General features: G+C 62.6%; 18 protein-coding genes. 6 read left to right on the forward strand and 12 right to left on the reverse strand.

What is annotated here, in order from left to right; translation table 11 throughout:
• Positions 1-129 precede the first annotated feature (129 nt).
• Positions 130-675, forward strand: coding sequence for a cytochrome b (locus QSV36_RS10615; RefSeq protein ID WP_289131555.1), 546 nt, complete (start codon positions 130-132; stop codon positions 673-675).
• Here QSV36_RS10615 and QSV36_RS10620 read toward each other — a convergent pair.
• From QSV36_RS10620 to QSV36_RS10650, 7 genes are all read right to left on the reverse strand, one after another.
• Positions 666-1,556: a 1-aminocyclopropane-1-carboxylate deaminase/D-cysteine desulfhydrase gene (locus QSV36_RS10620; RefSeq protein ID WP_289131556.1), complete on the reverse strand. Its 891-nt coding sequence runs from the start codon at positions 1,554-1,556 to the stop codon at positions 666-668. The genes QSV36_RS10615 and QSV36_RS10620 overlap by 10 nt on opposite strands.
• A gap of 50 nt (positions 1,557-1,606) precedes the next feature.
• Positions 1,607-3,643, reverse strand: coding sequence for an NADPH-dependent 2,4-dienoyl-CoA reductase (locus tag QSV36_RS10625; RefSeq protein WP_289131557.1), 2,037 nt, complete (start codon positions 3,641-3,643; stop codon positions 1,607-1,609).
• 239 nt (positions 3,644-3,882) lie between these two features.
• The gene (locus QSV36_RS10630) at positions 3,883-5,127 is read right to left on the reverse strand and encodes a multidrug effflux MFS transporter (protein WP_502945666.1); all 1,245 of its coding nucleotides are present in this window, start codon (positions 5,125-5,127) and stop codon (positions 3,883-3,885) included.
• A complete protein-coding gene (fabF, locus tag QSV36_RS10635; protein ID WP_289131558.1) occupies positions 5,127-6,416 on the reverse strand; it encodes a beta-ketoacyl-ACP synthase II in 1,290 nt (429 codons plus the stop codon). Before fabF ends, QSV36_RS10630 begins: the two co-directional genes overlap by 1 nt.
• Before the next feature lie 53 nt (positions 6,417-6,469).
• The gene (locus QSV36_RS10640; protein ID WP_289131559.1) at positions 6,470-9,550 is read right to left on the reverse strand and encodes an efflux RND transporter permease subunit; all 3,081 of its coding nucleotides are present in this window, start codon (positions 9,548-9,550) and stop codon (positions 6,470-6,472) included.
• Positions 9,547-10,647 (reverse strand): efflux RND transporter periplasmic adaptor subunit, encoded by a 1,101-nt coding sequence (locus QSV36_RS10645; RefSeq protein ID WP_289131560.1) that lies wholly within the window; start codon positions 10,645-10,647, stop codon positions 9,547-9,549. The genes QSV36_RS10640 and QSV36_RS10645 overlap by 4 nt, the downstream gene beginning before the upstream one ends.
• A gap of 79 nt (positions 10,648-10,726) precedes the next feature.
• Entirely contained in the window at positions 10,727-11,341 is a 615-nt protein-coding gene (locus QSV36_RS10650) for a TetR/AcrR family transcriptional regulator (RefSeq protein WP_289131561.1), read from the reverse strand.
• A gap of 90 nt (positions 11,342-11,431) precedes the next feature.
• Here QSV36_RS10650 and QSV36_RS10655 point away from each other — a divergent pair, with 90 nt between their 5' ends.
• Complete coding sequence (locus tag QSV36_RS10655) at positions 11,432-12,895, forward strand: efflux transporter outer membrane subunit (RefSeq protein WP_289131562.1); 1,464 nt, start codon at positions 11,432-11,434, stop codon at positions 12,893-12,895.
• A gap of 198 nt (positions 12,896-13,093) precedes the next feature.
• On the opposite strand, the gene QSV36_RS10660 is transcribed toward QSV36_RS10655, so the two are convergent.
• Entirely contained in the window at positions 13,094-13,558 is a 465-nt protein-coding gene (locus QSV36_RS10660; RefSeq protein ID WP_289131563.1) for a tautomerase family protein, read from the reverse strand.
• On the opposite strand from QSV36_RS10660, the gene QSV36_RS10665 reads away from it, so the two are divergent.
• The 3 genes from QSV36_RS10665 to QSV36_RS10675 all read left to right on the forward strand — a co-directional run bounded on the left by QSV36_RS10665 (position 13,557) and on the right by QSV36_RS10675 (position 16,343).
• Positions 13,557-14,015 carry a helix-turn-helix domain-containing protein gene (locus QSV36_RS10665; protein WP_289131564.1) on the forward strand — a complete coding sequence of 153 codons (459 nt, stop codon included), beginning with the start codon at positions 13,557-13,559 and terminating at the stop codon, positions 14,013-14,015. The two genes, QSV36_RS10660 and QSV36_RS10665, sit on opposite strands and share 2 nt — an antisense overlap.
• Positions 14,016-14,179: 164 nt before the next feature.
• On the forward strand, positions 14,180-15,298 hold the full coding sequence (locus QSV36_RS10670) for a carbon-nitrogen hydrolase family protein (RefSeq protein ID WP_289131565.1): 1,119 nt from the start codon (positions 14,180-14,182) through the stop codon (positions 15,296-15,298).
• Positions 15,299-15,302: 4 nt separating this feature from the next.
• Positions 15,303-16,343 carry an AraC family transcriptional regulator gene (locus QSV36_RS10675; protein ID WP_289131566.1) on the forward strand — a complete coding sequence of 347 codons (1,041 nt, stop codon included), beginning with the start codon at positions 15,303-15,305 and terminating at the stop codon, positions 16,341-16,343.
• 438 nt (positions 16,344-16,781) lie between these two features.
• On the opposite strand, the gene QSV36_RS10680 is transcribed toward QSV36_RS10675, so the two are convergent.
• The 3 genes from QSV36_RS10680 to QSV36_RS10690 all read right to left on the reverse strand — a co-directional run bounded on the left by QSV36_RS10680 (position 16,782) and on the right by QSV36_RS10690 (position 19,941).
• Positions 16,782-17,522 carry an aldolase gene (locus QSV36_RS10680; protein WP_289131567.1) on the reverse strand — a complete coding sequence of 247 codons (741 nt, stop codon included), beginning with the start codon at positions 17,520-17,522 and terminating at the stop codon, positions 16,782-16,784.
• A gap of 36 nt (positions 17,523-17,558) precedes the next feature.
• Positions 17,559-18,965 carry an amino acid permease gene (locus QSV36_RS10685; RefSeq protein ID WP_289131569.1) on the reverse strand — a complete coding sequence of 469 codons (1,407 nt, stop codon included), beginning with the start codon at positions 18,963-18,965 and terminating at the stop codon, positions 17,559-17,561.
• Positions 18,966-19,230: 265 nt separating this feature from the next.
• A complete protein-coding gene (locus tag QSV36_RS10690) occupies positions 19,231-19,941 on the reverse strand; it encodes a haloacid dehalogenase type II (RefSeq protein WP_289131570.1) in 711 nt (236 codons plus the stop codon).
• A gap of 107 nt (positions 19,942-20,048) precedes the next feature.
• On the opposite strand from QSV36_RS10690, the gene QSV36_RS10695 reads away from it, so the two are divergent.
• Positions 20,049-20,894, forward strand: a complete 846-nt coding sequence (locus QSV36_RS10695; protein WP_289131571.1) for a LysR family transcriptional regulator — start codon at positions 20,049-20,051, stop codon at positions 20,892-20,894.
• A gap of 74 nt (positions 20,895-20,968) precedes the next feature.
• On the opposite strand, the gene QSV36_RS10700 is transcribed toward QSV36_RS10695, so the two are convergent.
• On the reverse strand, positions 20,969-21,799 hold the full coding sequence (locus QSV36_RS10700) for a DUF2242 domain-containing protein (RefSeq protein ID WP_289131572.1): 831 nt from the start codon (positions 21,797-21,799) through the stop codon (positions 20,969-20,971).
• Positions 21,800-21,841 lie beyond the last annotated feature (42 nt).

The raw sequence follows: 21,841 nt of genomic DNA on the forward strand, positions 1-21,841 counted from the left end.
GCGAAGGGGCCGGTGCAGACAACACAATTTTCACAGACCCAGCGCAAAGATTCGCCACCCGATAACCCTTACAGTTGTACCTGAGCGCCGCCAAGAGCGCCTTCCCGCACCTGATGACGAGGACCGATCATGGTTTCAACCACCCCCGCGCCCCATTACGCGCGCCTGTCCATCGCCCTGCACTGGCTGATGCTGGTGCTGCTGGCCGCTGTCTATGCCCTCATTGAATTTCGCGGCCTGTTCCCCAAGGACAGTGTCGAACGCAACCTGATGAAAGACCTGCACTTCATGCTCGGGCTCAGCGTGTTCGTGCTGGTCTGGCTGCGCCTGGCCATCCGTCTGAGCAACCCGACGCCACCGATCACGCCAACGCCACCGGCCTGGCAGACCGGGCTGGCGCACCTGGTGCACCTGGCACTGTACCTGCTGATGATCGGCCTGCCGCTGGCCGGCTGGCTGATCCTCAGCGCTGCCGACAAACCGGTGCCGTTCTTCGGCCTGGAGCTGCCGCACCTGATCGGCCCCGACCCGGACCAGGCCAAGTTCATCAAGGGCTGGCATGAACGCGTCGGCAGCTGGGGCTACTGGTTGATCGGCATCCATGCCGTGGCCGGCCTGTACCATCACTACGTCAAGCGCGACAACACGCTGTTGCGCATGCTGCCCTACAAGTAACCGCGCCGGCCCTGCAGGCCGCCGGTGTGCACCACGATCAGGCGAGTGCCGGGCGCGAACAGCCCGGCCTCGACCTGTTGCCGCAGGGCCAGCAGCGCCTTGCCGGTATATAGGGCTTCGAGTGGCACGCCAGTGTGCCGTTCGCAGTCGGCGATAAACGCCAGCAACTCACCGTCGAACTTGCCGAAGCCGCCACGGCAGGCGTCGTGCAGCTGATAGCCCTGCGTCCCCGCCAGCTCGGTCAGCGTCTGCTCCACGCCATGATCCCGGGGCACGGCCAGTGCACCATGCACCACATGCCTGCCCTCCTCGGCCAGCACCAGGCCGGCCATGGTCGTCCCGGTTCCAGCGGCCAGCCACCAGGCGTCGTAGTCGGCCCAGCCGAGTGCGGCGAGCTGGGCGCGGGCCTGATCGAGGATCAGCGCACAGCCTTGCGCCCCCGCCAGCCCGCCACCGCCTTCGGCAATACACTGCCAACCCGGATAGCGCGCCTGCCAGGGTTGCCAGAAGCCGGGTTGGTTGCGCGCGCGGTAACCGCCGTAGCCCAGCCAGTGCAGCTGCATGCCCAGCGCCTGCAGGTCACGCACGGTCGGCGTGTCCTGGGCATGCCCGCGCAACAGGCCGGCGGTGGCGAAACCGAAGCGTTTGCCGGCGGCGGCCAAGGCGTGCAGGTGGTTGGAGTGGTTGCCACCCAGGCTGATCAACCCGGGAGCGTTGCAGGCCATGGCGTGCTGCAGGTGATAGTGCAGCTTGAACCATTTGTTGCCGCTGATCAGCGGGTCGATCAGGTCCAGACGCAGGATGGCGGCCTCGACCCTGGCGTTTTCCAGCCAGGGCAGGTTCAGTGGACGCAGGGGGGCTTGGGCCAGGTCGAGGGGCATGCCGCGAGTTTACCAGTGAACTGCGGGGCCGCGTTGCGGCCCCGGCAAATTCAGAGTTCAGCCGCCAACCTCGAACCTTGATTGATCGCCCGCTTGGCATCCAGCTCCGCCGCCACATCCGCCCCGCCAATCAGGTGCACCGACTGCCCCGCCGCCACCAGCCCGTCCTGCAGCTCGCGCAACGGCTCCTGCCCGGCACAGATCACCACATTGTCCACCGCCAGCACCTGCGGCTCACCACCCGCCACGCGAATGTGCAGGCCGGCATCGTCGATGGCCAGGTATTCGACGCTGTTGAGCATCTGCACCTGCTTGTTCTTCAGCCCGGTGCGGTGAATCCAGCCAGTGGTCTTGCCCAGGCCGTCGCCCACCTTGGATGCCTTGCGCTGCAGCAGGTAAACCTGCCGCGCCGGCGCATGGGGCTCGGCCTTGACCCCGGCGACGCCACCGCGTGCTTCCAGCTGGGTATCGATGCCCCACTCCTTCCAGAACGCTTCGCGGTCCTGGCTGCTGGCCACACCTTGATGCACCAGGTATTCGGAAACGTCGAAGCCGATACCTCCCGCGCCGATCACCGCGACAGCCTTGCCGACCGCCTTGCGCTCAAGCAGCACATCCAGGTAGCTGAGCACCTTGGCATGCTCGACACCCGGGATGGCCGGGGTGCGCGGGGCAATGCCGGTGGCCAGGATGATCTCGTCGTAGCCTCCGGCGAGCAGGCCCTGCACATCCACCCGGGTGTTCAGGCGCAGGTCCACGCCTGTGCTTTTTACCTTGTTGCGGAAATAACGCAGGGTTTCATGGAATTCTTCCTTGCCCGGCACCCGCTTGGCCACATTGAACTGTCCGCCGATCTCGCTGGCGGCATCGAACAGGGTCACCGCGTGGCCACGCTCGGCTGCCACCGTGGCCGCGGCCAGGCCAGCCGGGCCAGCACCCACCACGGCAATGCGCTTCACCGTGCGCACCGGCAGGTAGTTGAGCTCGGTCTCGTGGCAGGCACGCGGGTTGACCAGGCAACTGGTCAGCTTGCCGCCGAAGGTATGGTCCAGGCAGGCCTGGTTGCAGCCGATGCAGGTGTTGATCTCGTCGCTGCGCCCGGCGGCGGCCTTGTTGACGAAGTCCGGGTCGGCCAGGAACGGCCGGGCCATCGAGACCATGTCGGCGTCCCCCTCGGCCAGCACCGCCTCGGCCACTTCCGGGGTGTTGATGCGGTTGGTGGTGATCAGCGGAATGCCGACCACGCCACGCAGCTTGGCGGTGACCTTGCTGAACGCCGCGCGTGGTACCTTGGTGGCAATGGTCGGGATGCGCGCCTCGTGCCAGCCGATGCCGGTGTTGATCAGGGTCGCGCCGGCCTGCTCGATGGCCTTGGCCAACAGCTCGATCTCGTCCCAGGTGCTGCCGCCCTCGACCAGGTCGAGCATCGACAGGCGGAAGATGATGATGAAGTTCGGCCCCACCGCAGCACGCACCCGGCTGACGATTTCCACGGCCAGGCGCATGCGGTTTTCATAGCTGCCGCCCCAGCGGTCAGTGCGCTGGTTGGTGTGGGCGGCGAGGAACTGGTTGATGAAATAGCCTTCCGAACCCATGATCTCGACGCCATCGTAGCCGGCCCGCTGGGCCAGGACGGCGCAGTTGACGAAGTCGGCGATCTGCTTCTCGATCCCTGCTTCGTCCAGCTCCCTGGGCTTGAACGGGTTGATCGGCGCCTGGATCGCGCTGGGTGCCACCTGCCGTGGGCTGTAGGCATAACGCCCGGCATGCAGGATCTGCAGGCAGATCTTGCCGCCGGCGGCGTGTACCGCCTCGGTAACGATGCGGTGTTTGTCGGCCTCCTCCTCGGTGCTGAGCTTGGCTGCGCCGGAATACACCCCGCCTTCATCGTTGGGCGCAATACCACCCGTGACCATCAGCCCAACGCCGCCCCGGGCGCGCTCGGCAAAGTACGCGGCCATGCGCTCGAAGCCGCCAGGGCGCTCTTCCAGGCCGGTATGCATCGAGCCCATCAGGGTGCGGTTGCGCAAGGTGGTGAAGCCCAGGTCCAGCGGGGCAAGCAGGTGCGGGTAGCGGTCGGCGGCCATGGAAAGGTCCCCAATTGGCGTGATCACGGGATGCGGGCGCCTCACCAGCCGATGGGCCCCGTCGTTTGTCTGCCTGCGACATTAAACAGCCGTTTGAACGGGCTCAATGATCGAAACTGACAAGTTGATGATCCTGGCGTACAGCGTTTCACCAACAGGCGCTCTGCTCTTCGAGCATTGCAGCGGTATGTCGCGGCAGATGCTGCTCTGGATCACGATGGCCCCCTCATACTGGGCCCTTAAAGACTGAGCGTCCGTTTTTCAATCTGGTTACCCGCCCAGAACAAACCCAGACCGACCAGGCAAACAACTACCTGAGTGGCGCCCAACGTTGCCACCGGGGCGAAGTCTAGTTCCGAGACCAGCCAGGTGGTGGTTGCCGCCGCGCCCATGGTCAGAAAGCCAAGCAATGCGGAGGCCAGGCCCGCTTCCTTGCCGAAGGGCCCCATGGTGATGGCGGTGCCCAGCGGGTTGGCCAGGCCCATGCCCCAGAGAAACGTAACCATCGACAGCGAGTACCAGGTCAGCCCGGGGTCGCTCGGGCCGATCAACAGCAGGCCGCCAGCCAGAACCGCAGTGGCGAGGCCGCAACTGGCGACCTGGCGGCTGCCGAAACGCCGAGCCAGGCGGGGTGCGGCCATGCCGGCGGCGAATACCACGAACACGGTAGCTGCGAAGTACAGCCCAGCCTGCAGGGACGACAGCCCCATACCGGTCATCAGTATCGCCGGCGCCGCGCCGAAGGAAGCGAACAAACCACTCATCAGCAGGCTAACGGCGCAGGCGGGCAGGATGAATCGACCGTCGCCGAGCAGCCGGCCATAAGCCTCGATGACCTGTGGCACCGATTGCCTGACCCGGCGTTCAGGCGGCAGCGTTTCACCAAGAGCACGGGCGTAGCAGAACGCGATGACGATTGCGGCGATCCCAACCATCACGAATATCGCCCTCCAGCCCAATGTGGTGGTCAGCAGGCTGCCCAGCAGCGGTGAGAACCCGGGGGCTGTCGCGGTGGCGATCATGGTCAGTGACAAGGCCCGCGCGAGGGTCTCGTGTTCGAACAGATCACGGGCGATGGCCCGCGCCAGCACCGCGGCAGCGCAAACGCCAAGCGCCTGGATCACTCGCCCGGCGATCAGCACATCGAGCGAATTCGCCAAGCCGGCCACCAGGGTGCCGGCGACGAACAGCAACAGCCCGCCAAGTACCAGACGCTTGCGGCCAAACCGGTCGGCAAGCGGCCCCACAACCAGCTGTGCAAGCGCGAAGGTGATGAAGAAGCTGGAAAGCGTCAGCCCCAACTCGCGGGAAGACACACCCAGGTGCCGGCCAATTTCCGGGAAGGCCGGAAGAATGATATTGGTAGACAGCACGCTGATCGCCGACAGCCCAGCCAGCAACGCGACCATCTTGCCCGTCAGCGCTGTGCCATTTTGTACGGGCATCAGGCTAGCGCTTGGCGCGGTTTCGGACTGCATGGTCATCACACCCCTTCCCAGCGGCGAAACAACACACTGGCATTCACGCCGCCAAAGCCGAAACCATTGGAGAGTGCGTGGGTGATCGCCATCGGACGGGCGCTTAGTGCGACCAGATCAAGCCTCGCCGCGGCTTCGTCCGGATTGCTTAGGTTAAGGGTTGGCGGCACGATCTGGTCACGCAAGGCCAGCACCGTGAAGATCGCTTCGAGACCGCCAGCGGCTCCTAGCAGGTGGCCCGTGGCTGACTTGGTCGAGCAGATCGCGACAGATGAGTCATGACCGAACAGCGAGCCGATAGCGGCCAATTCGCCCTTGTCGCCGACCTGCGTCGAGGTGGCATGGGCGTTGATGTGCTGCACATCGCCCGGGGTCAGGCCCGCCTGCTGCAGCGCCTGTTGCATGGCCCGGCGCGCACCGCTGCCGTCTTCGGGGCCGGCGGTAAGGTGATAGGCATCGGCACTGGTGCCATAGCCCACCAGTTCGGCCAGCGGCGTAGCGCCTCGCACCAGTGCATGCTCAAGTGACTCGATCACCAGCAGCCCGGCACCTTCGGCCATCACGAATCCGTCGCGGTCACGGTCGAACGGCCGCGACGCTTCCTGTGGCCTCTCGGCAAAGCCGGTCGACAGCGCGCGAGCAGCCGCAAAGCAGCCCAGGGTAACGCGGTCGATTGCCGCCTCCGTCCCGCCGCACACCGCGATATTGGCTTCGCCACTTCTAATCAGCCGGGCGGCATCGCCAATCGCCTGCACGCCTGCCGCGCAGGCGGTGACCGGTGCGCCGAGCGGGCCTTCGAAACCGTGGCTTATGGACACGTGCCCCGCTGCCATGTTGGCGAGAAACGATGGCGCGGTGAACGGCGATAGCCGACGTGGCCCACGAGCATCGGTAACTCGCACAGCCTCGGCCATCGCGCCGAAGCCGCCCACTCCCGATGCGATGATCGTCGCCGTGCGCTGCCGCGCCTCTTCCGTCTTCGGCTGCCAGCCCGCCTGCTGCAATGCCTCATGCGCGGCTACCAGGGCGAACTCGATGAAGCGGTCCATCTTCTTGCGTTCCTTGGCTGCGATGAGTAGGTCGGGTTGGTAGCCAGCGACTGCGTCCTCCTCCAGCGTGGGCACTTGCCCGCCGGCCGTCACCCCGGTGCCCTCGGTTATGGCAGCAGGCAACGTACGAATGCCCGAGCACCCGGCCAGCAAGCGCTGCCACACCGTTTCTGTACCGCACCCCAGCGGGCCGACAATGCCGACACCGGTTACCACGATGCGCTTATGCTTGTGGAAATTGATCATTGCAGCTCTCTCAGCCAGGTTGGCGACGAGCAGCTCAACACTGCTCGCCAGGATTACGCATGCGCTTTCTTCACATCGTCGTTCGGATGGATCCTGAACCAAATGGCATACATCGCAGGCAGGAACACAAGCGTCATGATGGTGCCGACGAAGGTGCCGCCAATCAGGGTGTAAGCCAGCGTTCCCCAAAACACCGAGTGCGTGAGCGGAATGAAGGCGAGGATCGCCGCCAGCGCCGTAAGCAGCACCGGCCTCGCGCGCTGTACCGTGGCCTCGACCACCGCCTGGAACGGATCGAGCCCTTCACGCTCGTTATGATGGATTTGCCCGATCAGGATCAGGGTGTTGCGCATAAGGATCCCTGACAGTGCAATCAATCCGACCAGGGCGTTGATACCGAAGGGTTGCTGGAACAGCAGCAGTATCGGTACCACGCCAATCAGCCCTAGCGGCGAAGTGAGAAACACCATGACCATGGCCGAGATTGATCGCACCTGCAGGATGATGGTCAGCAACGTCAGGGCGATCATGATCGGCAGCAGCGGCAGAATCGCCTGGCTGGCCTTGCCGGATTCTTCGATGGAGCCAGCCATCTCGATGCGGTAGCCGGCTGGCAACGTCTCGATGATCGGCTGCAGTTCTTTCCAGACTGCGGCGGAAACATCAGGCGGCTGCAGCTCCTCGGCGATATCGCCACGCACGGTAATGGTCGGCGTTCGGTCACGGCGGCGGAGAACCGGGTCCTCCATGCGCACATCGACCTCGCCGACCTGCGATAGTGGAATACGCTGGCCAGATGAGCCAACCAAGGTGAAGCCCGCGACCTTGGATGGGTCCAGGCGAATGTCGCCCGCCGCGCGGCCGACCACCTGCACGGAGCGGATGCCCTCGCGCACCGAGGTGATTGGCACGCCGGCAAGCAGGAACTGCAGCTGCTGCGCCACGGCGCTGGAACTCAGGCCAACGGCCTGCAGGCGATCCTGATCCAGCGAAAAATGCAGCGTCGGCACCCGTGGGCCCCAATCGGCATTCACCGTGCGCATCATCGGGCTGGCCTGCAACACGGCCTGTACGCGGCCGGCGATTTCACGCAGCTGAACGGGATCGGCCCCCATCACCCGATACGCCACTGGGTAGGGTGAATACGGGCCGAACACCAGTTGCGTCACGCGCACCTTGGCCTCCGGTGCCAGCCCTTCGGAGGCTGCCTCACGGATACGCAGCTTGAGGGCTTCGCGGGCTTCCTGGCTTTCCGTGAGCACCACGATCTTGGCAAAAGACGGATCCGGCAACTCGGGCGCCATAGCCAAAAAGAAGCGCGGCGGGCCTTGGCCGATATAGCTGGTGATGATCTTGGCTTCTTCCTGCTCGCGCAGCCACGACTCGACCTTGATGGCCGTGGCGTTGGTCTGCTCAATGGACGTGCCGTAGGGCATCTGTAGCTCGACCAGCACTTCCGGACGGTCGGAAGTCGGGAAGAACTGCTTCTTCACCAGCCCCATACCCAGCACAGCGACCACGAAGGCGGCGACGACCACTCCAGCGACCAGCCATTTACGGGCGATTACCTGCCCCAGGAGTCGGCGAAAGCGGTTGTAGTGACGGGTGTTGTAGATGGCCGCATGACCACCCTCGACCTGCTTGATCTCAGGCAACAATTTCACACCCAGGTAGGGGGTGAACGCGACGGCCACCACCCAGGAGGCGATCAGCGCGATGCCGACGATCCAGAACATGTTGCTGGTGTACTCGCCGGCCGTTGATTGTGCGAACCCATTGGGCATGAAACCGATAGCGGTAACCAGCGTACCGGAGAGCATCGGCGCTGCAGTGTGACTCCAGGCGTAGGCCGACGCCTTGAAGCGGTCGTAGCCTTCCTCCATCTTCACTACCATCATTTCGATAGCGATGATGGCATCGTCTACCAGGAGGCCCAGAGCGAGGATCAGTGAGCCTAAGGTAATCCGATCAAAGTTCTTGCCGGTGGCTGCCATCACCACGAAGACGATTGCGAGGGTCAATGGCACTGCAGCAGCAACCACCACCCCAACGCGCCAGCCCATGCTGATGAAGCAGACCAGCATCACTACCAGCAGGGCGACGAAGAACTTGACCATGAACTCATCGACCGACGAACTGATGTTGACCGCCTGGTCGGTGACCTTGTCCAGCGTCATGCCCAACGGCATGGCGTCATTGATGCTGGCGGTCTGCGCATCCAGCGCCGCGCCGAGGTCGAGGCCATTCCAGCCCTCGCGCATCACTACGCCGAGCAGCAGCGCGGGCTCGCCCCCGCTGCGCACCAGATAGGTGGCGGGATCTTCGTAGCCACGCTCCACGGTCGCCACATCGGCAAGTTTCAGGGTCCGGCCCTGCACGGCGATCGGCGTCTCACGAATCTTTGCCAGTGTGTCGAACGCGCCATCCAGGCGCATCACCACTTGCGGACCGGAGGTTTCCACCGAGCCGGCTGGCGTCAGCGCGTTCTGGCTGTTGAGTGCAGCGAAGATGTCCTGTGCGGTCACGCCCAGTGTCGCCAGTCGGTCATGGGAAAAGGACACGAAAATGCGCTCGCCCTGCTCGCCGATGATGTTGACCTTCTTCACCCCCGGCACATGCAGCAGGCGCTGACGCAGCGATTCAGCCTCGCGTACTAACTGGCGCTGTGGTTCGCCCCTGGCTTTCAAGGCATACACCGCGAAGGTCACGTCCGAGAACTCGTCGTTGATCATCGGCCCGATGACGCCAGCCGGCAGGTTCCTGGCTTCATCGCCAAGCTTTTTGCGGGCCTGGTAGAACGCCTCCTGCACCTGCGAAGGCGGCGTGCTGTCGAGCAACGACACCATGGTGAACGCCAGGCCCGCACGGGTGTAGGTTTCGCTGCGGTCGTACCAGCGCAGCTCCTGCATGCGCTTTTCCAGCGGTTCGGCGACCTGATCCTGCATTTCCTGGGCAGTAGCGCCCGGCCAGGCGGTGATGATGGTCATCTGCTTGACGGTGAAGGGCGGATCCTCCGCACGGCCCAATTGGAAGAATGCCAGGGTGCCCGCCAGCGCGATCAGCAGAATGAGAAACAGGGTGATGGCGCGCTCACGAACCGCCAGTGCCGACAAGTTGAAACGGCCTTCGCTCATGGCTGGCTCCCGGCGACTGCAGGCGCTTGCACAACCCGTACCTCCTGATTGTCATGCAACAGGTGCGCGCCCAGCGCCACCACCTGCTCGCCTGCGCTCAGACGGCCCTCGACTCGCGCCGCCTGATCGCCGATCGCCACAACCCGTACCGGCCGCCAAGCGACTTCCGCCGGCTCGCCAGTGACCACCCAGACGCCTGGGCCGCTGCCCGGGTCGTACAACGCGGCAGCAGGCACCTGCAGCGCCTGGGCTGCATCGCTCGCTGCCGCGATATCGAGGGTGATGGTGGCACCGAGCGGAGCATTGGCCAGCGCACCGTCGAGCACGTAACGGGCCTCGAAGGTACGCGTGGTGGCATCGGCGGCCTCGGACAACAGCCGCAGCCTGGCAGCAACCGGGGCGCCGCTGCTGCCATACAGGGCTGCCTGGGCAGTCGAGCCCGGCGCCGGTCGCAGGGTTTCAGGCAGGTGCACGATAGCTTCGCGCTGCCCTGCTCGCGCCAGCCGCACCACTGCCTGCCCGGCGCTGACCACCTGGCCAGGCTCGGCCAAGGTTTCCATCACCACGCCATCGGCATCGGCCAGCAAGGCGGCGTAACTCGTTGCATTTCGCGCCACATCAGCCTGGGCCTGGGCAGCGCTGAGCTGAGCCCTGGCGGCGTCGGCGGCAGCCTTGATCTGATCGTAGGTCGAGGCCGATACCGCCCCGGCAGCGACCAGCCCGCGGTAACGGGCTTCGTCGTCAGCCGTCTGCTTGGCCCGCGCCCGGGCAGACGCGACGGCCTCCTGCTGCGCCCGCGCCTGCAACTGCAGGTCGACGGGGTCGAGGCGCATCAGCGGCTGGCCGCGCCGGACCGTTTCGCCGGTGTCGACCAGACGCTGCAGCACCTTGCCCGACACACGAAAGCCAAGGTCGCTCTGGATGCGTGCGACCACCACACCAGAGAAGGAACGAGCGGCCCCGCCTGCCTGCTCGACCGCCGCCGTCCGAACCAGCGGCGGTTTGTTGCGGGGGTCTTTCTGGGCAGACGAATCGCCGCACGCTACCAGGACGAAAGGCAGCAGGCATACGGCAAAAACGGCGGGCACGAGGCGCATGGGTTCCATCACTCAAGAGCAATTCAGGAACCCATTCTTAATCCAGTGACCAAAACTGTCAATAGTCACTATCGCTTGATTACGGAGCCAAGCTGCGCAATATCAGCGCCGGCAGGTGCGCGGCGGCCTCGGCGGCGTTATCCAGGTTGTACTGCAGCTGGGCGGAATTGACGTAGGGCTGCAGGATCAGAAAGATCGCGTTGGTGGTTTCGTCCAGAGGCGTCTTGCGCTCGAATTCACCCGTTTCACGGCCCTCGCGCAGAATCTGCTGAATCAGCTGGCGAATCCGCAGCTCGTGCGCCTTGACCGACGGCCACTGGTCGCGCGAGGCCACCGCAGCGATGTCGTAAAGCTTGCGGTCGTGGAAGAACAGATCGCTGCCAGCCTCTGCAATCGAGCGGAACAGGCGCCTCAGCTTCTCCGAAGCGCTCGGCGCATCGGCCAGTGCCGCTTCGACTATGCCCATGATCATGGCCAGCCGATTGGTGCAGATCACCCCACCGATCGCCTGCTTGGAATCGAAGAATTTATAGATGTAGGCCTTGGAAAAACCGATCGCCTTGGCAAGGTCCGAAACCGTGGTTTTCTCATAGCCGTAGTGGCCGAAATGCTGGGTCGCGGCGTTGATGATCTGGTCGCGGATCTCGTGATCCTGCGGCCCACGTGTGGTCGGGGTGTTGATGTCGTCGTTCATGCCTAGAGCTTAACTCCACGGTGAGCTGATTGACAGCAAGTGACCAATATATAATATGGTCACTATCTATTTTCGCCTACGAGAATTCCAATGCCTGCCATGCGCACCCTCGCCCTCGTGATCAGTACCAGCCTGGCAACGGGGTGCGCAGTCGGCCCGGATTATCATCGCCCGAACGCGCCGTTGGCCGATCACTACCAGGGGCAGCCCGCCGTAGAGCGGCGAACCGCAGCGGCACCGGCCAGTTTCGCCCGCTGGTGGGAGGGCTTCGGCGACGCCCAGTTGAGTGCGTTGATCGACGAAGCGTTGGCGCAGAACCTCGACATCGCCCAGGCCCGGGCCCGAGTCGTGCAGGCCCGTGCCGGCCTGAGCGCCGCCAACGCGGCGCTGCTTCCCTCGGCCACGGTCATCGGCCAGGCAGCACATGCCTATCAATCGGTAGAAACGCCACTGGGCCGGGTGCTGGACGCCACGCCTGGCTACGACCGCTATGGTAATAGCTACGAGGCCAACCTCGAAGCGAGCTGGGAGCTGGACGTATTTGGCGACCTGCGCCGTGGCAAGGAAGCTGCCCTGGCGGACTACCAGGCATCGGAGGCCGATGTCGTCGCCACGCGGCTGGCGGTCGCCGCGCAGACCGCCGACATCTACACCAGTATCCGCGGCCTGCAGACGCGCCTGGCAATTGCCGAGCGGCAGGTCGACACCCAGCAAGCACTGCTGGAGAAGGTACGCCTGCTGCACGCGCGCGGCCTGGCCGCCGATTATCAGGTGCAACAGACCGAAGGCGAACTGTCGCAAGTCAGGGCCAGCGTGCCGGTCTTGCTGACAGGCCTCGATGCAGCCATGAACGCGATGGATGTGATGCTCGGCAGCGCACCAGGCACGCAGCGTGCCAAACTCGCTCACCCACGCGCCATTCCACGCACACCGCAACTCGCGGAAACGGGCATGCCCGCTGACCTGCTACGCCGCCGGCCGGACCTGATCGCCGCAGAGCGCCGACTGGCTGCCGCCAATGCGCGCATCGGCGAAGCGATCGGCGAGTACTACCCGAAGTTCTCCATCAGCGCCCTGCTCGGCAGTGCCACCACGCAAAGCGGCAACCTGTTCAGCGCTGGCGCCGCGCAATCGGCAGGCGTGCTGGGCCTGCGCTGGCGGCTGTTCGATTTCGGGCGCATCAACGCCCAGATCGACCAGGCCAAAGGCCGGGAAGCCGAGGCGCTCGCGGCCTACCGCCAGTCGGTACTGCGCGCCAGCGAAGATGTGGAAAATGCCTTCTCGGCGCTGGTCAATCGCGAAATCCAGGCGGCCACCCTGACGGCAGGCGAAACGTCTCTGGCAAGCGCCCGGCAGTCTTCATACATCGCTTATCAGAACGGAGCTGCCAGCCTGATCGACGTGCTCTACGCTGACCAGACCCTGCTGCGCACCTCCGACGCCAGAGCGCAAGCCCAGGTCGAATCCACACGCGCAGGAATCGCCGCATACCGTGCTCTAGGAGGAGGCTGGCAATCCGAACACCTGGCAGATGACAGCGCCGTTGAACGGTAAATGGTTGGAGTCTGCTGTTGGCCGATTGCTGTTCTACACGAAGGGCAGCTTTGCAGCCAGGCTGTGTGAAAACACTTTTCCCAGTGGACCACTTTTACTGCATGGTAAGCACTCACTTCCTGACCAAAACCCTACCGAACCAATGCCCGTGCGACTGGCTGGATAGCCCAGCCAGCCGGGCCCGGCGCTACGCAGGTGTCATCCGCATGGCCGCTGGGCGAGAGCGACAAGGTGGTCGTAACCGGCAGCGCGGGTGAAATCGGCAAGATGCCAGAGGTTGCCGTTCGCGCCCCAGGTCCCCTCGGCGACGTCGACCAACTGTATCGACGTCATCAGCATGCGCCCGTCATCCTGCCCCACGCAGTGTTCGATGGCCTGGTGCAGGCCCTGCACATAATCCTTGCGCATCTGGGCATCGAGAACCCCAGCCGGCACCCTCACCGTGACGGTGCAGGGAATGGCCTGGGCGTGCATGTTTACCCCGCCACACAGCCAGTCAGCGCCAGGCACCTCCTCGATGAGCACCCAGCACAGGCTGCGCTGCGGTAGCGCGCTACCGATGTGTTCGTGGGCGATGGCGGCCTCGCTGACGCGCTTGAGCAGCTGTTCGCGTTGCGCCTTGTTGAAAGCCCCGGCAGGTACCTTGATCAGGATGTTGGGCATGGCGGAAACCTGGCGGCGCCTGTCACCTGCAATCGCCGACGCGGTGGGCAAGGCGCTGCTGCTCGACCGTCGGCAACTGCAGGCGCCTTTTGTCATCCCGGCCGTGCTGGCGCAAGATAATGCGCTGATCTCGCGGTTAACTGCCGAGATCGAGAATTCGCTGCCTGAGCCGGCCAGCGTGAAGGCGCTGGCCGCAAGCGTCGGCATGTCCGAGCGGACCCTGTCGCGGCATGTGCACAAGGCAACGGGGTACTCTACCCGGCAGCTGATCCAGCGGGTGCAGTTGCACAAGGCCCGGGCGCTGCTCGAGTCTGGCGAACATTGCGTCGAAGCGGTCGCGGCGCAGGTTGGCTACCAGGACGCAACGGCGCTCCCGGCGCTTGATGCGCCGCCTGCTGAATGCGACCCCGCGGCAATTGCGCCAGCGCTGACCGGGCATGGCGGTGGACGCCAATGAACGGCAGCAGAGAATACTCATAAGCGTATGGCAGCTTTGGTATGATCCAGACGTTATTCTGCAAAACGCAGTGCAACAAGGACACCGAAGCTGCTGAATCAGGCCGCACAATGTCCTTGCTTTCTGCACCGCCGGCTCAATTTTTAGGTGAAAGCTGAAGTTTGATGCGAAAACTCCTGGCAAGCACCCTGGCGCTGGTGATGGCCGCCGCACTCTGTGGCTACGGTTTCTGGACCCAGCAGCGCCCGGAAGGCCATTACCTGTCCGACCTGCGCATCGAACTGGCGCTGAACCATGGCGTGCCCGGCGAACATGGCAACCTGCTCGGCGTCGAACCGTTGCTGTACCCGGGCGACTATCAGAACCTGCAACGCCTGCACCGCAAGCTCGCGGCCTACCTGGAACAGGCCCGGGCCCAGGGCCTGGTCGGCCCGCGCACGGTGGTGGTACTGCCCGAGCACATCGGTACCTGGCTGTGGGCGCGCGGCGAAAAGAACGAGCTGTACCAGGTCACCCAAAGTCGTGAAGCCCTGCAATGGCTGGAGCTGAGCAACCCGCTGCGCTATGGCCTGGCCATGCTCGGTGCTGACGGTGACGACCGCCGCGCCGATGCCCATTTGCGCATGAAAGCCGAACAGATGGCCACGGACTACCAGCAGCTGTTCGGCGGCCTGGCCAAGGAATTCAACGTGACCCTGGTCGCCGGCTCGATCGTGCTGCCCGCCCCCTATGTGAAACACGGCGTGCTGCATGCCGGCAACGGCCCGCTGTTCAACAGCAGCATGGTATTCGCCAGCGACGGCTCGCTGCTCGGCCAGCCACAGCGTCAACAGTTCCCCGACAGCGAAATGCGCCGCTATGTCCACGATGGCCGCCAGCAGCCTTTGCAGGTCGTGCAGACCCCTGCCGGACGCCTGGGGGTACTGGTGGGCAGCGACAGCTGGTACCCGGAAAACCACCAGCAACTGGCCCGCCAGGCCGTAGAACTGATCGCCAACCCGGTATTCCTCAGCGGCAAGAACAGCTGGCAGGCACCCTGGCGTGGCAACCGCCATCAGGCTGCCAGCGCCAGGCTGCCCTTGCAGCGCGGCGAAGTCAGCGAACAGGCCGCCTGGCAGCGCCTGACCGAGGCCGCCGGAGCCGGCGTCAGCAGCATGAGCGTGTTCATGCGCGGGCAGTTCTGGGAACAGGGCAGCGACGGCCAGGGCTTTGCCCGCCAGGCCGGTGAACTGCTGGCGGGAACGCCCAGTCCTGGCGCCCGCCTGCTGAACCTGTGGCTGTAGTCCGATGGCCCGCCCCCGTGTGCGCCTGGGCGACCTTTCGGTCGGTTTCGTCCAGCCGCTGAGCGAGGCCCTGCGCGAGCTTGGCCACGACCCGGAGCCACTGTTACAGCGCTATGGCCTGGGCGCGGCACGCCTGGGCGAGGCCAATGCACGCTTGTCGATACCGCGCTACATGCACTTGGGGCATGCCGCCATCGAACTGTGCGGCGAGGCGGCGCTAGGCCTGCACATGGGGCGCCTGAGCCGTCTGGCGCAGGCCGGGCTGGCCGGGGTCACCGCGGCCCAGGCGCCCAGCGTGGGCGAGGCGGCGCGCACCCTGCTGCGCTTCGAGCCGCTGTATGCGGCCAACTACCGTGGCCATTCCAGCTTCCATGAAGACGCCCACGGCGCCTGGCTGCGCTTCTACTCGATCAGTCCCTACAACGCCTACAACCGCTTCGTCGTCGATTCCCTGCTCGCGGGCTGGCTGGCCCAGTTGAGCGACCTTGCCGGCACACCGGTGCAGGCCGAGCGCCTGGAAATCGAGTTTGCCGCCCCCGCCTACGCCGAACGTTACCAGCCATTGTGCAGCGCACCCGTGCAATTTGCCGCAGAAAGCAACCAATTGCGCCTGAGCCGCGCCACGCTGCAGCTGGCCAACCCGCGGCATTGCCCAAGCACCTGGCAGCACCTGCTGCAGTTGTGCGAGGCAGAAATGCAGCAACGCACGCGCGTACGCAGCCTGGGTGAGCGCATCACCCACCTGCTGGGCCCGTTGCTCAATGGCGGTCGCGAACCGGACCTGGAAGAAGTAGCGCTGCACCTGCAGCTGCCGACCTGGACCTTGCGCCGCAAGCTGGCCGAGGAAGGCACGCGTTTTCGTGACCTGCTCAACGAAACACGGCGCGACCTGGCCGAGACCTACATCCGCGATACGGCACTGGCCTTTGGCGAGATCGCCTATCTGTTGGGGTTTGCATCGGCCGAGGCCTTCCAGCGCGCGTTCAAGCGCTGGACGGGCCTTACACCGGGCGAGTTCCGCCGCAGCCAGCGGCGGGTGGGCTAGAGCTCGGTGGCGTCGTCGGCCGGTTCCGGAGTGTCCAGTTCATAAGCCTGGTATTCGAGAAGTTCTTCTTGGTATTCATCCATAACCCTGCGTCCTCTTGCTCATTTTCTCTTGATGGCGGTTGCCTTCACCCTAGGCAGGTGAGATGAAGGAACGATGACAAGCTTAGGAAAGATACAACAAAGCTGTAAGGTAATCCCCCCAACTGTGTCAGCCTGATGGATTTCTAGCCGAGAAGCATGTCGTCACCCAGACAGCGCATCGGACCACCGACAACCAAGCCTGGTTCGGCTCCACCGAGATGCGCTTCCGTGGGTTGTTCAAGTGTGGCGCGCAAGCGGAGACGCTAATGCCCCGTCGGGCCTACCATTGGACCAGCCATGACAAGCGAGCTCCAGTAAAAGCCGGGGCTTCCTTACTCCCATCAAAAGCAAAGCTTCAACCAAGCTTGCGACCTAGCGCCTTGAAGAACAACGCCGATTGAAGTCGCTCACCATCAGCCTGAAGTGCAACTTTCGCAGCTATATCATTACTGACACCCGCTAGTGCAAGGCCCGTAGAGCGCGCCAACACCTCGGCGCCGCACGCTCTTTCTAAAAAATACAAATCGTCATAGGCATAATCAATTCTATCATTACACACTACCACGCCATGATTTCTCAGAAATACGATATCAGCCCCGCCCATGGCAATTGCAATGCGCTCCCCCTCGGAGTGATCCAGCGCAAAGCCGTTGTATTGTTTATCTACAACCACGCGATTATGAAACCTCATCGCATTTTGCGAAAGCTGGGTATCCAGGCAGCCATGTTCGGTCAGAGCAAGTGCAGTCGCATAGGGCATATGCGTATGAAGCACACAGGACTTTTTCGCAATTCGATGAATGGCTGCATGAATGAACATCGCCGTGGGCTCAACCTCATGACGTCCAGCAATTCGATTTCCGTCGCTGTCGACGATGACGATGTCATCGGCTTGGATCTCTTCCCACAGCAAGCCCCGTGGATTCAACAAGAACAGATCGGGCTGTTGTGGCAGCGCGATACTGAAATGATTGCAGACCCCTTCACCAAAGCCATGATAGGCGGCCGCACGTAAAGCCAGCGCCAGACTTTCTCTCAGTTCAACGACACTGCTTTCCGAAAAAATCTCTGCCCCAGGATTCACTTCTGCCTTCATGAAAACCTCCCTTCCTCACAACTTATGTGTGCCTGATCATTGGCGGCTATTTGATTTATTGCTGTAGCTGGGTTCGACAGCAACAACGGATAATCGGTTGTTCGCCGCGCGGGCCAAATAGTAAACGGCCAATGCAATGATAGCGATGCCACATTGGCCAAGGCTGATCCGGAGCACCGGGTCGAACGCCATGCTGGCCAGGACGGCTACAATCGCTGCGATTACCAACAGCGGTACCCACGGATGTCCCCAAACTGCAAATTTCAGAGAGTCCTGCGAAACCCAGTTACTGCGTAATCTGAGCTGAGACAGACAAATCATCAGATAAACAAAGAGAAACACTGTTCCGGATGAGTTGATGAGGAACTGAAAGACAGTGTCGGGCCAGAGCGCGGCTATGACCACGCAGCCATATCCCACGAGTGTGGAGGCAATGACGCCACGGACCGGAACGCCTTTATGATTAAGCCGGGCCATTGAACGCGGGGCGTCATCGTTGGATGCCAGGATGAACAAGACCCGCGATGCAGTGTAGATACCGGCATTTAATACAGAGAGCACCGCCACCAGAATTACCGCGGTTAGAATGGTGCCAGCGGCAGGAATGCCAATATGTTCAAGCGTGGTTACGAAGGGAGACTTGCCAGGAATGATGTTGGTCCAAGGCTGCGCGACAACGATAAGGAATATCGCCAGGACATAGAAAATCATGATACGCATGATGACGGTGTTGGCGACTTTGCGAATGCTGCGTGCGGGGTCCTCCGACTCGGCGGCAGCAAGCGTAGCAACCTCCATTCCAGTCATGGAGAAAATCACTACTACCACACCCGCGAACAATGATCCGACGCCGTATGGCAGGAAACCGCCATGTGCTGTCAGATTACCGAAGTTGGCCGTAGCGGTTGAGTCATTATCCAACATGAAAAAGACGACGACCCCGACGAACACCAGGATTGCCACAACCTTGACGCCGGCAAACCAGTACTCAGCCTCCCCGAAGGAGTGGACAGACATCAAATTGAGCAGGGTCATGCTCATCATGAGCCCCAAAGCTATCGTCCATACGGGTATATCAGGTAGCCAGCCGTTAATGATTTGCGCCCCCGCCACGGCCTCGAAACCCACGACAATGACCCAGAAATACCAATATAGCCATCCGGTCATGTAACCCGCCGGACGGCCGAAGGCCAAGCGGGCATATTCAATAAAAGAGCCTGTCGCAGGATGCGCTGCCGCCATTTCACCGAGCATCCGCATTACCAACGCCACGATAACGCCTGTCAACGCATAGGTAATGAAGGCACCAGGACCGGTGGAAGCGATTACCGTACTCGATCCAACAAATAGTCCAGCACCCAGTGCACTTCCAAGCGCTAGCATGCTGACATGTCTCGTTTTCAGCGCTACCTTGAGCGCTGAGGGCTTGCTTTTATTCGGCATGGTCGTCTTCTCCATTATTGTTTTTTAGCGGAGTCAATATCACTGAAACACTTATGAGGGAAATGCCACTGGCAGGCGTGTTATTGCAGACCTGGACTTAATGACTTAAAGCCGTATCTGCGCCTGCCTTGGCAATAGGCACTGCATGTCGTGGAGATATACGGCGTTGTTGTCGTTACAGCCCATGACTTGAGTTGCAGCTAATCATGAGGCGCCGGGAGGAGCGCTCACCTGTCGGCAGCCTGAAGCACCCCTCCCCTTCTCCCTAGGCGCGCGCCCAACCAAGTTGCTCAAACAGGCTGCAAACCGGATCCAGCGTCGGGAAAACGGCGTCAGGCTTGTAATCCGCAAGGGGCATGCGTTTCGTGCCTCGGTCGATCCAGATGCAGCGGAAGCCCATATCCCGCGCAGCTACCAGATCGAGATGGGGACTTGCGCAGATATGCAGGACTTGGGAGCGTTTCACACCAAGCTGCTCGTGAGCGAAATCGAAAAGGCGAGGGTCAGGCTTGTACGCTTGGGCTTGCTGAGCGGTGATGACCCTGTCAATCAGCCCGCCTAGCTGGGCGACATTGCCTGCAATGATGTCATCGTCGGTATTCGAGACGATGCACAACTTGAAGCCCTGCGCCTTCAACCAGTCGAGGGTAGGTACGACCTCTGCAAAAGGCGTCATGCGCCCGATCCGCTCGACGAATGCTTCGGCCTCACCTCCCTCGTAGCTGACCTCCAGCTCTCTCAGGGTGCTGCGCAGCGACTGCTCGGTTACCTGGCGAAAATTCATGAAGGACGGCTGCTGTTCGAAGCGGTGTTCGTATTCATCATAAACCCGCAGAAATTCCGCCTCACGGTGGATGATTCCTTTGTGCTGGAGGAGCGTGCGGACGTAATCCAGCAGCCCTTCATCCCACTGAATCAAGGTGCCGTAGCAATCGAAAGTCAGCCATTGAGGCTTGGAAAAATCATGAAGAGACATGGAAATAGCACTCTGCGTTGTTGGTACGAGTTCATCATCCCCGCGCTGTGCCAAATTTGAAAATTGAATTATGATGAAAAAATAATTCGAAACGCAGATTAATCGCCATGATCGACCTGGACCTCTTGCAAACCTTCGTCTCTGTCGTCGATTCGGGAGGGTTCACTCGGGCAGGAGATCGAGTGAAGCGTACTCAATCGACCATCAGCCAGCAGATAAAGAAGCTCGAGGAGCAGGTCGGGCGGGCGCTACTCGTTCGCCAACGGGCATGCAGATCGGTCCAGCTCACCGAGGATGGTGAGCGTCTGCTGGGTTACGCACGGCGATTGGTAGGACTTGCTCGGGAAGTCGGGGACATGATGAGTTGCGCTGACATTCGCGGCGTGGTCAGCCTCGGCATCCCTGAGGATTTCCCGATTGATCAGCTAATCAGGCTTATCACTGGCTTCAACCAGCGCTTTCCTGACATCAGGCTCGACATATCAAATGGATTAAGCAGCAGCCTGATCGCCCAGATGGAACGCCGCGAGCTAGACATGGCCGTGGTAAAGCGCAACAGCGGCGATGGAGAAGCGATTGCCCTATGGCCAGAGCATTTAAGCTGGGTCGCCGGGCCTGACCTACCGTTGGATCAGGATACCGTTCCGCTTGTAGTGTATGCACCGGGATGCTTGTACAGGGAACGTGCTATCCGCGCCCTTGAGCTCGCCGGCAGGCGATGGCGAATCGCGTTCGCATCGCCAAGCCTGACGAGCATTCAAGCCGCTATTTCCGCCAATCTCGGCCTAAGCCTGTTGCCTGGTAATGCGATACGTCCGGATCACCGGATTGTATCCACGGAGTTAGGCCTTGGCGTCCCGCCTTCGACAGAACTGGCACTTGTAGCGGCTAGCCGAATATTGACCAACGCTCAGAAACTCGTCGCTGATTTTCTCATCGAGCACGTGAATTGAACGGGCAGCTCTCGTCTGCCTTTATTTCTTCGGGCCGCTGCTGGCCGAGCTCTTTCGTTCCCGACCGTGCGCTTTCATAGAGCGGGCGAAGTGGCTTCGCCAGGCTGGGCCTGTTGCTGCACCTCAATCGGCGCAGCCTCGGCCGGCGGTGCCACTGGCTGCGAGCCCTGGCTGTCATCCACCGCTGGCGCCGCTACCGCCTCAGTGGCCGGCGCCATGGCTGCTGGCGCTGGCACAGCCTCAGTAACAGGCGCGGCTGGCGGGGCGGGCGCCACCGGGCTGGCCGCTGCCTGCTCCGGCAGCCCCAGGTCAGCCGCAGGCTTTTCGACCTTTGGCGCGGGCGCCTCGGCCTCGGCCTTGCTCGCCTGCTTCGGCTTGGGCTTGGGCAGATAGCTCTCCACCAGGGCGAAATAGCGATCATAGAACTGCGCCGCCGTCACCGTCTCGCTGGCCACCTTGACCATGGAATCGTCGCTGGAGCCGATCGGCATCGACACAGAACCCAGCACGCCAACGCCCAGGCTGGCCGAGGTGTTGGACTTCTTCAGGGCATAACGGTCCTGCAGGGCGTTGGCGAACATGGTCGAGCGCTGCTCGTCGCTCACATCCGGCGCACAGGTAACGTTGAAGCTGATCTGCAGGTGATTCTCGCTGTTCTGCTGGAAACTCTTGTTGCCCATCACCTGGTTGGCACCGCTGCTGGTGATGATATAGCCCTGGCTGAGCAAGGCACGCCGGGCGGCCTCGCAAGAGCCGGCATCGCTCACCGGGAAGCTGCGCGAGAAGGTGCCCGAGTCATCGAAATTCTCATGCTCGTAGACGGCGGCTTTTTTCGAGGAACAACCGGTCACGCCCGCCAGCACCAGGGCCAGCCCGAGCGCACCAAAGACGGTAGATCTGGTCATTGCGTATTCCGGGTAAGTCAGAAAGGTGCCTATTGTGCAACA

Origin of the sequence: Pseudomonas sp. BCRC 81390, from assembly GCF_030341915.1 — a bacterium.
Lineage (GTDB): Bacteria > Pseudomonadota > Gammaproteobacteria > Pseudomonadales > Pseudomonadaceae > Aquipseudomonas.

Bases quoted from the DNA above. Each gene is read 5' to 3' on its own strand.
- QSV36_RS10615 (WP_289131555.1), top strand. From the start codon at position 130: ATGGTTTCAACCACCCCCGCGCCCCATTACGCGCGCCTGTCCATCGCC.
- QSV36_RS10620 (WP_289131556.1), bottom strand. From the start codon at position 1,556: ATGCCCCTCGACCTGGCCCAAGCCCCCCTGCGTCCACTGAACCTGCCC.
- QSV36_RS10625 (WP_289131557.1), bottom strand. From the start codon at position 3,643: ATGGCCGCCGACCGCTACCCGCACCTGCTTGCCCCGCTGGACCTGGGC.
- QSV36_RS10630 (WP_502945666.1), bottom strand. From the start codon at position 5,127: ATGACCATGCAGTCCGAAACCGCGCCAAGCGCTAGCCTGATGCCCGTA.
- fabF (WP_289131558.1), bottom strand. From the start codon at position 6,416: ATGATCAATTTCCACAAGCATAAGCGCATCGTGGTAACCGGTGTCGGC.
- QSV36_RS10640 (WP_289131559.1), bottom strand. From the start codon at position 9,550: ATGAGCGAAGGCCGTTTCAACTTGTCGGCACTGGCGGTTCGTGAGCGC.
- QSV36_RS10645 (WP_289131560.1), bottom strand. From the start codon at position 10,647: ATGCGCCTCGTGCCCGCCGTTTTTGCCGTATGCCTGCTGCCTTTCGTC.
- QSV36_RS10650 (WP_289131561.1), bottom strand. From the start codon at position 11,341: ATGAACGACGACATCAACACCCCGACCACACGTGGGCCGCAGGATCAC.
- QSV36_RS10655 (WP_289131562.1), top strand. From the start codon at position 11,432: ATGCCTGCCATGCGCACCCTCGCCCTCGTGATCAGTACCAGCCTGGCA.
- QSV36_RS10665 (WP_289131564.1), top strand. From the start codon at position 13,557: ATGGCGGAAACCTGGCGGCGCCTGTCACCTGCAATCGCCGACGCGGTG.
- QSV36_RS10660 (WP_289131563.1), bottom strand. From the start codon at position 13,558: ATGCCCAACATCCTGATCAAGGTACCTGCCGGGGCTTTCAACAAGGCG.
- QSV36_RS10670 (WP_289131565.1), top strand. From the start codon at position 14,180: ATGCGAAAACTCCTGGCAAGCACCCTGGCGCTGGTGATGGCCGCCGCA.
- QSV36_RS10675 (WP_289131566.1), top strand. From the start codon at position 15,303: ATGGCCCGCCCCCGTGTGCGCCTGGGCGACCTTTCGGTCGGTTTCGTC.
- QSV36_RS10680 (WP_289131567.1), bottom strand. From the start codon at position 17,522: ATGAAGGCAGAAGTGAATCCTGGGGCAGAGATTTTTTCGGAAAGCAGT.
- QSV36_RS10685 (WP_289131569.1), bottom strand. From the start codon at position 18,965: ATGCCGAATAAAAGCAAGCCCTCAGCGCTCAAGGTAGCGCTGAAAACG.
- QSV36_RS10690 (WP_289131570.1), bottom strand. From the start codon at position 19,941: ATGTCTCTTCATGATTTTTCCAAGCCTCAATGGCTGACTTTCGATTGC.
- QSV36_RS10695 (WP_289131571.1), top strand. From the start codon at position 20,049: ATGATCGACCTGGACCTCTTGCAAACCTTCGTCTCTGTCGTCGATTCG.
- QSV36_RS10700 (WP_289131572.1), bottom strand. From the start codon at position 21,799: ATGACCAGATCTACCGTCTTTGGTGCGCTCGGGCTGGCCCTGGTGCTG.